General features: G+C 58.6%; 15 protein-coding genes. 9 read left to right on the top strand and 6 right to left on the bottom strand.

The window, feature by feature from the left end:
* The first annotated feature begins 43 nt into the window (after positions 1 to 43).
* Positions 44 to 2,302: a TonB-dependent receptor gene (locus tag JK213_RS01640; RefSeq protein ID WP_408869887.1), complete on the top strand. Its 2,259-nt coding sequence runs from the start codon at positions 44 to 46 to the stop codon at positions 2,300 to 2,302.
* A gap of 44 nt (positions 2,303 to 2,346) precedes the next feature.
* Here JK213_RS01640 and JK213_RS01635 read toward each other — a convergent pair whose 3' ends face one another.
* A complete protein-coding gene (locus JK213_RS01635; protein WP_194261582.1) occupies positions 2,347 to 2,802 on the bottom strand; it encodes a hypothetical protein in 456 nt (151 codons plus the stop codon).
* A 53-nt stretch (positions 2,803 to 2,855) separates the two neighbouring features.
* Complete coding sequence (locus tag JK213_RS01630) at positions 2,856 to 3,734, bottom strand: ATP-binding protein (protein WP_194261581.1); 879 nt, start codon at positions 3,732 to 3,734, stop codon at positions 2,856 to 2,858.
* 119 nt (positions 3,735 to 3,853) lie between these two features.
* Here JK213_RS01630 and yajC point away from each other — a divergent pair, with 119 nt between their 5' ends.
* The gene (gene yajC / locus JK213_RS01625; protein ID WP_194261674.1) at positions 3,854 to 4,198 is read left to right on the top strand and encodes a preprotein translocase subunit YajC; all 345 of its coding nucleotides are present in this window, start codon (positions 3,854 to 3,856) and stop codon (positions 4,196 to 4,198) included.
* Positions 4,199 to 4,284: 86 nt separating this feature from the next.
* Here the strand turns inward: yajC and JK213_RS01620 are convergent, their stop codons facing one another.
* Together JK213_RS01620 and JK213_RS01615 are read right to left on the bottom strand one after the other, a co-directional pair.
* Entirely contained in the window at positions 4,285 to 4,893 is a 609-nt protein-coding gene (locus JK213_RS01620; RefSeq protein WP_194261580.1) for a superoxide dismutase, read from the bottom strand.
* Between the two features lie 68 nt (positions 4,894 to 4,961).
* A complete protein-coding gene (locus tag JK213_RS01615; RefSeq protein WP_194261579.1) occupies positions 4,962 to 5,834 on the bottom strand; it encodes an NAD(P)-dependent oxidoreductase in 873 nt (290 codons plus the stop codon).
* Between the two features lie 80 nt (positions 5,835 to 5,914).
* Between JK213_RS01615 and msrP the strand changes: the two genes are divergently transcribed.
* Both msrP and msrQ read left to right on the top strand, forming a co-directional pair.
* Positions 5,915 to 6,853, top strand: coding sequence for a protein-methionine-sulfoxide reductase catalytic subunit MsrP (msrP, locus tag JK213_RS01610; protein ID WP_194261578.1), 939 nt, complete (start codon positions 5,915 to 5,917; stop codon positions 6,851 to 6,853).
* A complete protein-coding gene (msrQ, locus tag JK213_RS01605) occupies positions 6,853 to 7,455 on the top strand; it encodes a protein-methionine-sulfoxide reductase heme-binding subunit MsrQ (protein WP_194261577.1) in 603 nt (200 codons plus the stop codon). Before msrP ends, msrQ begins: the two co-directional genes overlap by 1 nt.
* 30 nt (positions 7,456 to 7,485) lie before the next feature.
* Here the strand turns inward: msrQ and JK213_RS01600 are convergent, their stop codons facing one another.
* Positions 7,486 to 8,049 carry a hypothetical protein gene (locus JK213_RS01600; protein WP_194261576.1) on the bottom strand — a complete coding sequence of 188 codons (564 nt, stop codon included), beginning with the start codon at positions 8,047 to 8,049 and terminating at the stop codon, positions 7,486 to 7,488.
* The gene (locus tag JK213_RS01595) at positions 8,046 to 8,654 is read right to left on the bottom strand and encodes an NYN domain-containing protein (protein WP_194261575.1); all 609 of its coding nucleotides are present in this window, start codon (positions 8,652 to 8,654) and stop codon (positions 8,046 to 8,048) included. Before JK213_RS01595 ends, JK213_RS01600 begins: the two co-directional genes overlap by 4 nt.
* A gap of 201 nt (positions 8,655 to 8,855) precedes the next feature.
* Here JK213_RS01595 and rpoZ point away from each other — a divergent pair, with 201 nt between their 5' ends.
* Genes rpoZ through rnc form a run of 5 tightly spaced genes read left to right on the top strand, consistent with a single transcriptional unit; the run spans position 8,856 to position 13,602 of the window.
* Positions 8,856 to 9,251: a DNA-directed RNA polymerase subunit omega gene (rpoZ, locus tag JK213_RS01590; RefSeq protein ID WP_062033888.1), complete on the top strand. Its 396-nt coding sequence runs from the start codon at positions 8,856 to 8,858 to the stop codon at positions 9,249 to 9,251.
* 34 nt (positions 9,252 to 9,285) lie between these two features.
* Positions 9,286 to 11,580 carry a bifunctional (p)ppGpp synthetase/guanosine-3',5'-bis(diphosphate) 3'-pyrophosphohydrolase gene (locus tag JK213_RS01585; protein ID WP_194261574.1) on the top strand — a complete coding sequence of 765 codons (2,295 nt, stop codon included), beginning with the start codon at positions 9,286 to 9,288 and terminating at the stop codon, positions 11,578 to 11,580.
* Between the two features lie 4 nt (positions 11,581 to 11,584).
* The gene (gene acpS, locus JK213_RS01580; RefSeq protein WP_194261573.1) at positions 11,585 to 12,046 is read left to right on the top strand and encodes a holo-ACP synthase; all 462 of its coding nucleotides are present in this window, start codon (positions 11,585 to 11,587) and stop codon (positions 12,044 to 12,046) included.
* Between the two features lie 9 nt (positions 12,047 to 12,055).
* Entirely contained in the window at positions 12,056 to 12,871 is an 816-nt protein-coding gene (gene lepB, locus JK213_RS01575) for a signal peptidase I (protein WP_207728808.1), read from the top strand.
* Complete coding sequence (gene rnc / locus JK213_RS01570) at positions 12,868 to 13,602, top strand: ribonuclease III (protein ID WP_099285362.1); 735 nt, start codon at positions 12,868 to 12,870, stop codon at positions 13,600 to 13,602. The genes lepB and rnc overlap by 4 nt, the downstream gene beginning before the upstream one ends.
* Positions 13,603 to 13,612 lie beyond the last annotated feature (10 nt).

The following is a 13,612-nucleotide window of genomic DNA, read 5'->3' as shown; positions in this document are numbered from 1 at the left end:
AACAGCTCCGAAAGCTGTTTCTGGTGCATCTGCACGGAATGGCGTGGAGCGTGCCACACTGGCCCGTCGCAAGACCGAGGCTCTGGAATCCCGCGCGACCGAAAGCGTCGCTGTCACGGGACGGCAGCTGACGGGCCGTGACGCCGAGCAGGCTGTCTCGAAAGCCATTATGCGCCAGTATGTTCCCGGAACCAGCGCCTACAAGATGCTGGACCGTACGCCGGGCGTGAGCTTCACTTCCACCGATCCGTTCGGCATCGACAGTTTCGGCGCTAATCTCTACGTCCGTGGCTTCTTCATGAACCAGATGGGCGTGACGGTGGATGGCGTTCCCCTGAACGATCAGACTTACCAGTCCGTCAGCGGCATGAGCCTTGCCTCGGCCATTATTCCAGACGACATCCAGTCCATGCGGATGTCGCAGGGCGCAGGCTCGGTTGAGCTGCCCTCCATGAACACGCTGGGCGGGACGATCCAAATCGGCTCTTCGGACCCCGACGACAAACGCGGCGGCAAGGTGAGCCAGTCCTTTGGCAGCTATGGCTCCTACCGCACCTATGTCCGGCTGGATTCCGGCAAGCTGAACCAGACCGGCACGAAGCTCTACACCTCCTATGCCAGGACCGACGAAGGCATGTGGATGGGCAGCGGCGACCAGTTCATGCAGCAGGTCGATGCGAAGCTCGTCCAGCCGATCAACGAACGCAGCCGCATGTCGGCGTTCTTCAACTGGTCCAGCCTTGCCCAGTGGAACTATCCCGATACGTCCATCGGGATTTTGAAGAATCTCGGCTGGCGCACCCCTCATCTTTATCCGAATTACGCTCTGGCTTACGGCATCGCCAACGGCACGCGTCCTTATCCGGCCGGTTATGACAGTGTTCCGGGCATCGATGGCTCCAATATCGCCATGTATGATGGCGGACAGGCCGAAACCAACTACATGGGCGGCCTGCATTTCGACCTCGCCCTCACAGACCATCTAACCTGGAACAGCACGGTCTACGGTCACAGCCAGACCGGCTACTATAGCTATACCGACAGTGACCCCGACGATCAGGTCGAGGGCGGTGCGCCTCTGTCCGAGGAAGTCTGGCAGAACCGTCAGGAGCGCTACGGCTTTGATACCAGCCTGCGTTACAAATGGGGTCGCCATACGATTGAAGGCGGTGTCTGGTACGAGAATAACAACCAGCAGGCCGGGCTCTTCAATTACCGCGAGCCGATTCTGGGGCAGGGCGCACCGCTCAAGGCCGTTGGGCCCTATGACGTTTATGGCCCGGCCTATCTGGAAGGTTACAACTTCCAGTGGAACACCAATGTCATGCAGTTCCACCTTCAGGACAGCATCCAGCTTGCTGAAGGCCTGATCCTGCATGCCGGTTTCAAGTCCATGACCGCCACCACATCCGGCGGCGCACAGTATAACAATGCTGACTGGACGGGTGCGGACGCCCTGCCGAACGGATCACTGACAGCGTCTCAGGCCTTCCTGCCGCACATCAATCTGGATTGGCATATCAACCGCCACCACGAGATCTATGTGGACGTGGCCGAAAACATGCGCGCCTATGAAGTCTCGGCTTATGGCGTGGCAAACTCGGTCTATTCCGTGCAGGATCAGGCGACGTTCCAGGCTCAGAAGAAGTCTCTCGAGCCGTCAAAGGCCTGGGTCTATCTTGGTGGCTATCGCTATTCGTCCAAACTCCTTCAGGTGAATGCGACCGTCTATCACGCCAGCCTGATCCACCCGATTCTGGCCGCTGCTGTGGGCTCTCTGACCAATCCGGTTTCGCAGGTCATTGATTTCGGCCATATCTCCATGACGGGTGCGAATGGCGACATCACTATCACCCCCATCGACGGGCTGAGCATCAGCAACAACCTGAGCTACAACAAAGGCACCTACGACCGAAACGTCGATACGGTCGGCGGCTATTACGCGCTGGCTGGCAAGAATATCGTCAACTATCCGGCATGGATGTACAAAACGTCCGTTGCCTATAGCTGGAAGGGCATGACAGCGCATTTTGATGCGAACTACTACAGCCGCCGCTATTACAGCTTCATGAACGACACCTCGATCGGCGGCTACTGGCTGGCTAATGCCGGTGCGCAGTATCGTTTCGGCAAGCTCAGCGTTCTCAAGGACGTCACGGCGAGCTTCAATGTCTATAATCTGTTCAACACCAAGTACATCTCCATGATGGGTGAGAACGACAACCCTGCGGTGGGTGATTACCAGTCCATGGAACGCGGTGCTGTCCGCGAATTCTTCGGTACCGTCAGCGCGTCGTTCTGAACGACGGCAAGGCAGGCGGCGCTTCGGTCCGCCCGCTTTCATCGTTAGGCATAAGCTGAAAGAAGTGCCGGGTCAGGGTCATCTGTATTCCGGCCCTTCAGGCATACGCGGGCTGCGCTCATCATGCGCCTGCCGCGTTGCGCTGTTCGTCGGAACAGCTGCCGCAGAACCAGCATGTTTTTCCCTACGCCTGTCGTTAGTACCATGAACGCAATGCTGGATGCTGCTTCGATAAAGGACGTCACTTCAAAACTGGTCGCAAAAGTCAGAAAATCGGGAGCCATCCGCATGCTGCTGGCAAAACCATCATGCCCCAGCATCCATGTGGCACAACTTACAAACAGAATAGTTACCAATGCGAGCATTCCTAAAGTGTAAGGAAATTCTCTCATCCATCGGCAGGGCCGCGTCACAAGTCTATCACGACAGATTCTGCCGATGGGTGTGTCTGGAGCGGCATAAGCCAGAAAGAATGCGGCGATTATCATCAGGATGATCATATTATTACTCTCGTATCTTCAATGTTTTGTGCGAGTAAAAATAACCGTAAAATTCAGGCGTCCTGTTCGGGTGTTACGCCTAGTTCCGCAGCCAGATCGCTGATGAACTGCGAGGCCACGCGGCCGGACCGGCTGCCGCGCGCCATGGCCCATTGCAATGCCTTCCGCCGCAGTTCCTCGCGCGGAACCGGCAGCTTGTAATAAGCCGCATAAGCCTCGACGATCGCCAGATAATCGTCCTGTGTTGCGCCATACAGCCCGATCCAAAGGCCGAACCGGTCCGAAAGCGAGACCTTTTCCTCAATCGCCTCGGATGGATTGATTGCGCTTCCCGTCTCGTTCTCGATCATGTCCCTCGGCATCAGGTGTCGCCGGTTTGACGTCGCGTAGATCAGGACGTTCTCGGGCCGACCGCCGATGCCACCATCGAGCACGGATTTGAGAGATTTGTAATCCGCGTCCTGGCTCTCGAATGACAGATCATCGCAGAACAGGATGCAGCGGCGTTTTGTAGTCCGCAGAACGGCCAGCAGTTTGGGCAGAGACGCAAGTTCGTCACGCTGGATCTCGATCAGGGCCAGTGTTCCGCCGTTCTTCGCACGCTGCTCCGCGTTCACCGCTGCAACGGAGGCTTTCACGAGCGAAGATTTCCCCATGCCGCGCGCGCCCCACAGCATCACATTATTGGCGCTGAATCCCTCGGCAAAATGCCGCGTGTTGGCCATCACCTGATCCATCTGCCGTTTCACGCCCTTCAATAGCGATAGCGGCACGCCCGAAACCTTCTCCACCGGCGTCAGAACACCCAATGCGGCCTGCCACAGAAAGGCATCATGTTTGTGCAGGATATCCGCACTTGGCGGGGGCGGGCTCATACGCTCCAGACTGGCGGCAATACGTTCGAGAGCGCTGAGCAGGGCGTGGTCGGTCATGGAAAACGGTTCCGGGCTGAAAGGAGTTGAGATCAAAAGACATCGGCGCCACGCTTGACGGGCAGCCCCCGGACGATATGGTCCCCGCCAGCTTCACTCAAGACTGGACCCTGACATCCATGAGCAGTCTGTTCATTTCTTCCGCCCAGGCCGCCGATGGTGGTGGTCTGCTCTCCAATCCGCAGGTGCTTCAGTTCGCCCCGATGATTTTTATCTTCGTGGTGTTCTATTTCCTGCTGATCCGTCCCCAGCAGCAGCGCGCGCGCAAACTGCGTGACGAGCAAAGCTCCCTGCGTCGCGGCGACCGGATTGTGACGGCCGGTGGCATCGTCGGCGTCGTGCAGGCGACCCGCGATGACAGCGATGAAGTGGATGTCGAGATCGCTCAGGGCGTGCGCGTGAAAATCGTTCGCAGCACGATCACGAATATTACGTCGCGTGAAAAGCCAGCCAACGATTCCTGAACTGGAACTTGCAAAGCCGTTCACTAAAAAGCCCCGCCCGGAAAACCGGACGGGGCTTTTTTTGATCTGATGAACCCGAAAAGGGATCAGGCAGACTTCAGTTCAGCTTCCGCAAACTCGTAGTTGGCGAGCTTGTCCAGAAAGTTCGTGACATAGTCCGGACGGCGGTTGCGGAAATCGAGGTAGTAGGCGTGTTCCCAGACGTCGAGACCGAGCAGCGCCTTGCCCTGACCTTCGGCCAGCGGGTTGGAGCCGTTTGCCGTCTTCGTCACGGCCAGCTTGCCGGACTTGTCCAGTACCAGCCAGGCCCAGCCGGAACCAAACTGCGTCGTGGCAGCCTGTTTGAAGAGCTTCTTGAACTCGTCGACGGAGCCGAAGTCTTCAGTAATTTTCTTTTCCAGACCAGCCGGAATCTTGCCGCCCTTCGGGGAGAGGTTCTTCCAGAACAGGACGTGGTTCCAGTGCTGGCCCGCATTGTTGAAGACCGGCGCGATTTCAGGCTTGCCGTAGGAGAACGTAACGATCTCCTCAAGCGTTTTGCCAGCCAGTTCCGGTTTGCTTTCCGCGAAACCGTTCAGAGCCGTGACATAGGCCTGATGGTGCTTGCCGTGGTGCAGTTCCAGCGTTTCCTGGCACATGCCGGCGTCGGCAAGAGCGTTTTCGGCGTAGGGCAGGGTGGGAAGTTCGAAAGCCATGATGTCACTCCTTGGCACAATAAGGCGAGGTGACCGCCCTCAGGGACGGTCGCTCCCGCGTATCGTTCTCATTTATGAGGAAGATTGGCAACGCTGTGTTCCATCGCACCGATGAGGGCCGAGTAATCCTCGTCCGCATGCAGACGGTTTGAAAGGGCCAGTGCCTGATCGGCAACAGCCATGCCCGGCATGAACGCGCCGACCTTGCGACCGGCATCCAGCAGAAGTCCCATGTCTTTGGACATGAGACGCGTGGGGAACTGAGACGGGAACTCCCGGTTCTGGCCCATCTTCAGTTTGCGCTTGTGATGCGGGCTGACGACGGCCACCTGCTGAAGTGTTTCGAACACGACATCGCGGTCCAGTCCAGCGGCAAGACCGTAAGACACGCCTTCGGCCACGATATTGAGCGTCGCGCCCATCACACCGTTCACAACCAGCTTCAGGCGCGCCGCAGAACCCGCTGGACCAGCATGGATCGTCAGCTTGCCAATGACGTCCAGAACCGGCTGGGCCCGCTTCACCACGGATTCGTCGCCGCCTACCAGCATGACCAGATCGCCGCTTTCGGCTTCCGGCGTGCTGCCGGACATGGGGGCATCAAGCAGGGAAAAACCATGTTCGACGGCAAGTTTTGCAAAGGCGTCCGCCTGATCCGGCGAGACGGTGGATGTATCGAGGACAAGCTTATCAGCCGTCAGAGCGGCGAGGGCACCGTTTTCGCCGGACAGGGACTGAATTTCCGCTGCATCGTTCGGCACGCAGAAAATGATGATCTCGGCGGCTTCGGCAATTGCGCGGGGTGAGGGCAGCATCTCCGTCTCGTCCTTGCCGCCTGAAGGCGCGAACGCCACAACCGGGTAGCCGGCCTTTCGCAGATTGGCGCCCATACGCTGAGCCATCGCGCCGTAGCCGATAAAACCGATTTTAGGACGGGGCATGGATACTGGCTCCTTATGATGCGTTACGACAGACTCACGCATCATAGGTGCCAGAGTTTCTCAAAGTCCGGAAATTGATCATGGCACTTTTTCAGTACCCCAGACCCCAGCCGTCCGAGATTACGCCGAAAGAAGCCTATCTTTCCCGACGCGCTCTGATCGGCGGTGCCGTAGCCCTGAGCGCGCTTGCCACTACGGCAAAGGCTGCCTCCCTCCAGACACATCCGGGTCCGTATTCCGGTAATCTGACGCCGACGCCACACGAAGACGTGACTCATTATAATAATTTTTATGAGTTCGGGATGGGCAAGGCTGATCCTGCGGCCCGCTCCCAGGATTTCCATCCGCTCCCATTGACGCTGGAAATTACAGGCCTCGTCCGCAAGCCCGTCCGTCTGGATGTCGAGCAGCTTCTGCGTTCTGCAGCGATGGAAGAGCGGATTTACCGGATGCGCTGCGTCGAGGCGTGGTCCATGGTCATTCCGTGGGACGGTATTCCGCTTGCGAGCCTGCTGAAGGATGCCGATCCCGATCCACGCGCCACCCATGTCGCTTTCGAGAGCGTTCTGCGTCCGTCGGAGATGCCCGGACAGAGCGATGGTCTGTCGGGGATTCAGTGGCCTTATGTGGAGGGTCTGCGTCTGGATGAGGCCATGAATCCGCTAACGTTGCTCGCACTCGGCGTTTATGGCGAAACGCTTCCGAACCAGAATGGCGCGCCCATTCGTCTGGTCGTCCCGTGGAAATATGGTTTCAAGGGCATCAAGTCCATCCAGCGCATTCGCCTGCTGGATCACGAACCGCCTACGACATGGAACCGCCTCGCCTCCGATGAATACGGCTTTTATGCCAACGTTAATCCGCAGATCGATCACCCGCGCTGGAGTCAGGCGACAGAGCGCGTCATAGGCGCACACTCCCTGTTCGGCGCCACACGACAGCCGACGCTGATGTTCAACGGATATGGCGAGCAGGTGGCGGATTTGTATCGCGACATGGATTTGCGGAAAAACTTCTGATGCCGTCAGATTTTGTGTCCGCCTTAAGAGCCGTAAAACGGCATTGGCGCGTCATTCTGTATCCGATCGGCATGATCCCGGCTGCATGGCTCGTCTGGCAGGGGCAGCATGGGGCGCTTGGTGCCGATCCGGTCAATGTGTTCGAGCGGTCACTGGGTCTCTGGGCCTTCCGCTTTCTGCTGGCCTGTCTGGTGCTGGCTCCGCTGAAACGCTTTGCGGGTATCAACCTGCTCCGATACCGACGCCTCACGGGACTACTGGCGTTTTTCTACGCCAGTCTGCATGTGCTGGCCTATATCGGTCTGGATCACGGGTTCGACTGGGGCGTCCTGTGGACTGACATCACGCGCCGCCCTTTCATTATTCTCGGGATGAGCGCGCTGGTTCTGCTGGTCCCCCTCGCGCTGACCTCAAATGCGTTTTCGATGCGCCTGATGAAGCGGCGCTGGAAGGTGCTGCACAGGCTGATCTACCTGGCCGCAGTTCTGGCAGGCATCCACTTCTTTCTGTCGTTCAAGACACTGAACGCTGTCTCTGCGCCGTATCTTGCCGGTCTTGCACTGCTTCTGTTGTGTCGTGTCCTGCCTGAAAAACGGAGATAAGTGGGCTCTGAGCCAGAGCCCATCGGTTTCTCAGGCGGTCGGACGCAACGCTGCACGGATTTTGGGAGAAAGCTCTGTCAGGGCCGAACGACGCTGAGCCATCATTTCGGCTGGGAATGGCGTATTGGGGAAATGGCATCCATCGGCCAGAAGCAGGCCATCCGGAAGATGGGTGATTTCGCCGGGGCGGAAATCAAGGCGAGACAACGGAATGCCGCATGCTCCCAGAACCACAATATGCGCGCTGATTCCAAGTGTGAGGACCAGTTTCAGCCTGGGCATACTCTGAAGTTCGGTACAGAGAGCGGTGCTGCAGGACTCGAGTTCGGACGGAAGTGCCAGCGGCTGTGGCGACAGGGGCTGCATGACTCTGGTGATCCGTCCCAGAATGGCCTCTGGTCCGGCAAGGGCTGTGTCGAAAACGATGTTGTTGGCGTCCAGAAAGGACGCCAGTGTCGCCGTGGCGTCTTCCGGATCGAGGCAGACAATCAGCATTTCGGCTGAGAGCGGCCCTGTTCCTGACCGCGTGCCTTCTGTAAAGGCAGGGAGCGGAGGCGGGGCGGGGATCGTTCCGGTAGAAGCCCGAGGGGTCATGAGTCGTTGGTCTCGTCACTGTTGATATCAGCAGGATGACGAACCGGCCCCTGTCGGGGAGGATTGCGTGGTTCGGCCTGACGCCGTGTGAACGACGGCGCGATGTCAGCCAGTTCCACAAACATATCCGCCTGGCGCCGCAGATCGTCTCCGATCATGGGCGGGGTCGAACGCATCGAGGAAATGACCGTAACCCGGACCCCCCGTGCCTGCGCAGCCTCAACAGCGCGACGCAGATCGGAATCACCGCTGATGATCACGGCGTGATCAAGGCGGCCCGACTGTTCCAGAAGATCCACTGTCAGTTCGACATCCATGTTTCCCTTGATACGCCGTCTTCCTGAAGGATCCGTAAACTCCCGCGCAGTTTTTAGCACGAGATGATACCCGTTATAGGAGAGCCAGTCGGTCAGCGGACGGAGCGGAGAGTAGTCGTCTGTTTCGGGCATGGCGGCGTAATAGAAGGCGCGCTGGAAAAGGCAGGCATTTTCAAACAGTTTGCGAAGGCTGCGGAAATCGACTTCAAATCCCAGATTACGGGCGGCGTGATGGAGGCTGGCGCCGTCAATGAAAAGGGCGGTGCGTTCGTTCTGGCGCAAAAGCATGTAGAGTAATCCTGATATATAAAATATGTCGCCCCACGCGAGAGAGGCAGAGGCTGCCATCCAGCTGCGACCAGGCATGGAGGCACTCGCGTTCAATTCCGGAGGTGGGGCAGGCGCCGATTGCATTCGCATGAACTGCATGTTATTGCCAGCGTTCTCTCTTATTTTATTCTTTTGTCTTACCCGAAGGGGGCCTGTCGCATGGCGCGCGTAACCGTCGAAGATTGCATCGAGAAGGTTTCTAACCGTTTCGAACTGGTCCTGCTGGCCGCCCAGCGTGCCCGTGGCCTGTCACGCGGTGAAGAAATCCGTCTCGATCGTGAAAACGACAAGAACACGGTCGTTGCCCTGCGTGAGATCGCTGAAGACAAGGTGAGCCTGCCCGTTCTGCGCGAAGGGATCATCCGTTCGCTGGCCCGTGCGCCTGAGCCGGAGCCCGTGGACGAAGAAGTTCTGGATCTTATCCCGACGGACCAGAACATTTTTGGTCTGCAGGATGTGTCTGCCGAAGAAGAGCATGCTCACATGGCTGAGAACATGTCCGCTGACGAAGCTGCTGCCATTGAAGCCGAACTGGGTGGTCGGGGTCGCCGCTGATCTCTGACCGGCTTTACTGAGAGAGGAATGCTTCATGCCTGATGCATCTCCTCCAACTACGTCCCCGTCTATCGCAAGCGGGGACTTCAAGCCGTCCATCGCAGGACTGCTGAGGCGAATCGAAAGCTACGATCCGTCAGCCGATCTCGCGCAGATCGAGGCTGCCTATGATGTTGCGGCCAACGCCCATAACGAGCAGCGTCGCGATAATGGCGACGCCTACATCACGCACCCTATTGCTGTCGCCAATATCCTTGCGGGTTTCCGCATGGATGCGACCTCCATTATGGTGGGGCTACTTCACGATACTGTCGAAGATACCGGTGTTTCCTGTGACTCCCTGAAAGCCCGCTTTGGCGAGGATGTTGCCGCGCTCGTTGACGGGGTGACGAAACTGACGCGGCTCGAACTCCAGTCCGACCGCACCAAGCAGGCCGAAAATTTCCGTAAGCTCGTTCTGGCCATGTCGCGGGATATCCGCGTTCTGATCGTCAAGCTGGCCGATCGCCTGCACAACATGCGCACACTTCATTATGTGCAGCGCACGGACCGCCGGCAGCGTATCGCCCGCGAGACGATGGACATCTATGCGCCGCTTGCCGAGCGCATCGGTATGGATCGCGTCAAGACGGAGCTTCAAAACCTTTCTTTCGCTCAGCTCGAACCCGAAGCTGATGCAACGATCCGTGCGCGTCTGAACTTCCTGCGGGGGCAGGGGGCAGATGTCATTGAACAGGTCCGTCAGGAACTGATGGCCCTGTGCACGGAAACCGGGATCGACAGGGTCGAAGTCACTGGGCGTGAAAAATCGCCCTATTCGATCTGGGAAAAGATGCAGCGCCGGAACGTGGCGTTCGAACAGCTTTCGGACATTATGGCCTTCCGCCTGCTCGTTCCCACGCGTGACGCCTGTTACATGGCGCTCGGAGCGATTCATGGCGCCTATCCGATGATCGCCGGTCGCTTCAAGGATTACATTTCCACTCCCAAGGCCAACGGCTACCAGAGTCTTCATACGGGCGTGACCCTGCGCCATCCGCGCAACCAGAAAATCGAAGTCCAGATCCGCACTGCCGAAATGCACGATCTGGCTGAAAATGGTGTGGCGTCGCACTGGGCCTATAAGGAACATGCGACCCCCAGCGAGCGCGAAGCCGCGGCCCTGTCGTCCGCCTTTGGCGCGCCGACCCGCAAGCTGCGCTGGGTGCAGGATCTTCTGGAGATTCTTGAGGACAGTCAGGCTCCTGACGAGTTCCTCGAAAACACCAAGCTGGAACTCTATCAGGATCAGGTTTTCTGCTTCACTCCCAAGGGGCAGCTGATTTCCCTGCCGCGCGGTGCCACTCCCGTCGATTTCGCCTATGCCGTACACAGTCAGGTCGGTGATACCTGTGTTGGTGCCAAGGTAAACGGACGTCTGATGCCGCTGCGGCATGAACTGCAGAATGGCGATCAGGTCGAAATCATGACCGCCCGTGGCGGTACACCGTCGCCGTCCTGGGAGCGTTTCGTCGCAACGGGCAAGGCCCGCGCCCGTATCCGGCGTTTTGTGACGCAGCAGCAGCGGCAGGGCCATATCGACAACGGTCGTGCCGCCATCGCCAAGGCTTTCCGTCAGGAAGGCGTGGACGGTTCTGAAAAGGTACTCGACGGTATCCTCAAGGAACTGCGTCAGGCTTCGGTTGAAGATCTGTACGTCTCGGTCGGCAATGGTCAGCTTGGCCCCAAGGATGTCGTCAACACTGCTTATCCCGAGCTGCGCCAGAGCGTCCGTGCGCCCCGGATGGTGCCGGGTCTGTCGCCCCGTTTCGGGCAGTCCCTCATGCTGGGATCGGGGCATGGTACCCCGAAAACGACGGCGCATTCCGGGAGCACGATCAAGGGGATCGGTTCGGGGATCGCCATCAGTTTTGCGGGCTGCTGCCGTCCCCTGCCGGGAGACCCGATCGTCGGCATCATCGCGCAGGGCAAGGGCGTCACTATCCATAGGCGTGGCTGTCAGAACCTGTCCAGCTTTGCCGATACGCCCGAGCGTTTCCTGGAAGTGGACTGGGATTACGAAGCTCTTGGCCGCCGTCAGGGCGCCGAGCCCTATACGGCCCGACTGTCGGTGGTGGCTGCCAACGAACCCGAGGTTCTCGCGACCCTGACGAACGTGGCCGCAAAGCACAGTGGCAGCGTCCTCAACCTCAAGATCGTAAACCGCCAGCTCGATTTCATGGAAATTCTGGTGGATCTGGAGGTAAAGGATCTGCGTCACCTCTCGTCCATGATCGCGGCCTTCAGAACGGCTGTGGGCGTCATGCAGGTCGAGCGCGCCAAGGGGTGATTTCATGATCCTCGGAATGGGGACGGATCTGTGCATGATCTCGCGCATTGAGAAAAGCGTCGACCGCTTTGGCGATCGCTTTCTCATCCGCGTTTTCACAGAAGCCGAACGCAGTTATGCCGACCGGCTTTCGGGAGTCGCGCGCATGGGCAGCTACGCCAAGCGTTGGGCCGCCAAGGAAGCCTGCGTCAAAGCACTGGGAACCGGCTTTGCCCATGGGGTCCAGCTACAGGATATCGGGGTCTGTAATGGCCCGAGTGGTGCTCCTGAATTGCAGCTCTCCGGAAGAGCAAAGGAAGTCCTGCATCAGTTGACGCCTGCGGGACAGAGCGCCCAGCTTCTGGTCAGCCTGACGGATGATCCTCCGTTCGCACTCGCGCAGGTCATCATACAATCTGTTCCGTCGGGGCTGTCTGGACAGTCCGGGCCGATTGAAGCGCTCGCCAACGCCGCCAAGCTGCGTTAAGAGCGTCTGATGATCAAGGAGAACAGACCCGTGCAGGGTTCAGAAAGTACGGGTGACAAGCCCGCACGCCGCGAAGAGACGCTTGGCGAAAGCATCCGTTATTTCTGCGTGCTGCTGCTGGCGGTGTTTGCCGTGCGCTCCCTTGTGGTGGAGCCTTTCAATATCCCTTCCGGTTCGATGATTCCGACACTGCAGATCGGCGATTTCGTTCTGGTCTCGAAGTTCAGCTACGGATATTCCCGTTTTTCCTTTCCGTTTTCGCCAAACGTCTTCAGTGGCCGGATTTTTGGGTCCGAGCCTCATCGTGGCGATGTTGCGGTCTTCCGTTTCACGCGTGATACGTCCGTGGATTACATCAAGCGCATCATCGGTCTGCCCGGCGACCATATCCAGGTCACGGGAGGGCATCTGATTCTCAACGGAATCGAAGTTCCCCGGACGGCTCTTGGTCATTACGAGGTACTCGACGAGAACAACCGCCTCCTCAGTGGCGAACTCTATCGCGAAAGCCTCCCCGGAAGTGGCGGACGTCCTCCGGTTGAGCATGATATTCTCAAGCTGACGGATGACGGTTTCGCAAACGACACACCGGAATATGTGGTTCCGGAGGGATCGTTCTTCGCCATGGGCGATGACCGTGACGACAGTGCCGACAGTCGTTTTCAGGGTGATGGCCCGGACGATCTCGGGTTCGTGCCCATGCAGAATCTTGTTGGTCGTGCGCCGATCGTTCTGTTCTCGATGGATATGCGTCATCCCGCATGGCAGTTCTGGTACTGGCCGACCGAAATCCGCTGGAACCGCTTTTTGCATCTCGTCACATGAAGCTCTCTTCAACAGACGCTCTTGCGTCGATGCAGGCTGCTCTCGGGCATGATTTTGCAAAGCCTGAACTGCTGAGCGAAGCCCTGACCCATCGCTCTGCCGTGTCCGGCCGCGATCCGCGTCGCGCGCGTCGTAGCCAGCGACCCAAGGGTACAGGCTCGAACGAGCGTCTTGAGTTCATCGGGGATCGCGTTCTGGGTCTGCTGATGGCGGAATGGTTGCTGGAACGCTATCCGGATGAGCAGGAAGGCGCACTCGGTCCGCGCCATGCCCATCTGGTGTCCCGCACGGTTCTGGCTGAAATCGCCGATCAGGTCGGGCTTTCCGGTTGCCTCCAGATCTCTCCGCATGAGGAAGATGCCGGGATCCGGCGTCTGTCCAGCATCCGGGCTGATGCGATGGAGGCTCTGTTGGGAGCGCTCTATCTGGATGGCGGTCTGGAACCGGCGCGTCGTGTGGTCCGCCAGTACTGGCAGCACCGTCTCGATACTGCCGATCGGCCGCACAAGGAGCCCAAGACCCTGCTGCAGGAATATATGCTGTCACAGGGTCTGCCGCTTCCGAATTATGAACTCCTGTCTTCGGATGGTCCCTCCCATGCGCCCGTTTTCCGCGTCAGTGTGACGACGCTCGGGCAGACGGGAACGGGAGAGGCCGGCAGCAAGAGGCTGGCAGAAACGGCAGCGGCAACCGCCCTGCTGAAACGTCTCGGTCAGAATGTGGCGTCCTGAGATGTCATCA

Source organism: Gluconobacter sp. Dm-44 (assembly GCF_018256175.1).
Taxonomy (GTDB): domain Bacteria; phylum Pseudomonadota; class Alphaproteobacteria; order Acetobacterales; family Acetobacteraceae; genus Gluconobacter; species Gluconobacter cadivus.
Note: the sequence above shows the minus strand (reverse complement) of the source record. Positions and strands in the feature narration are given on the sequence as shown.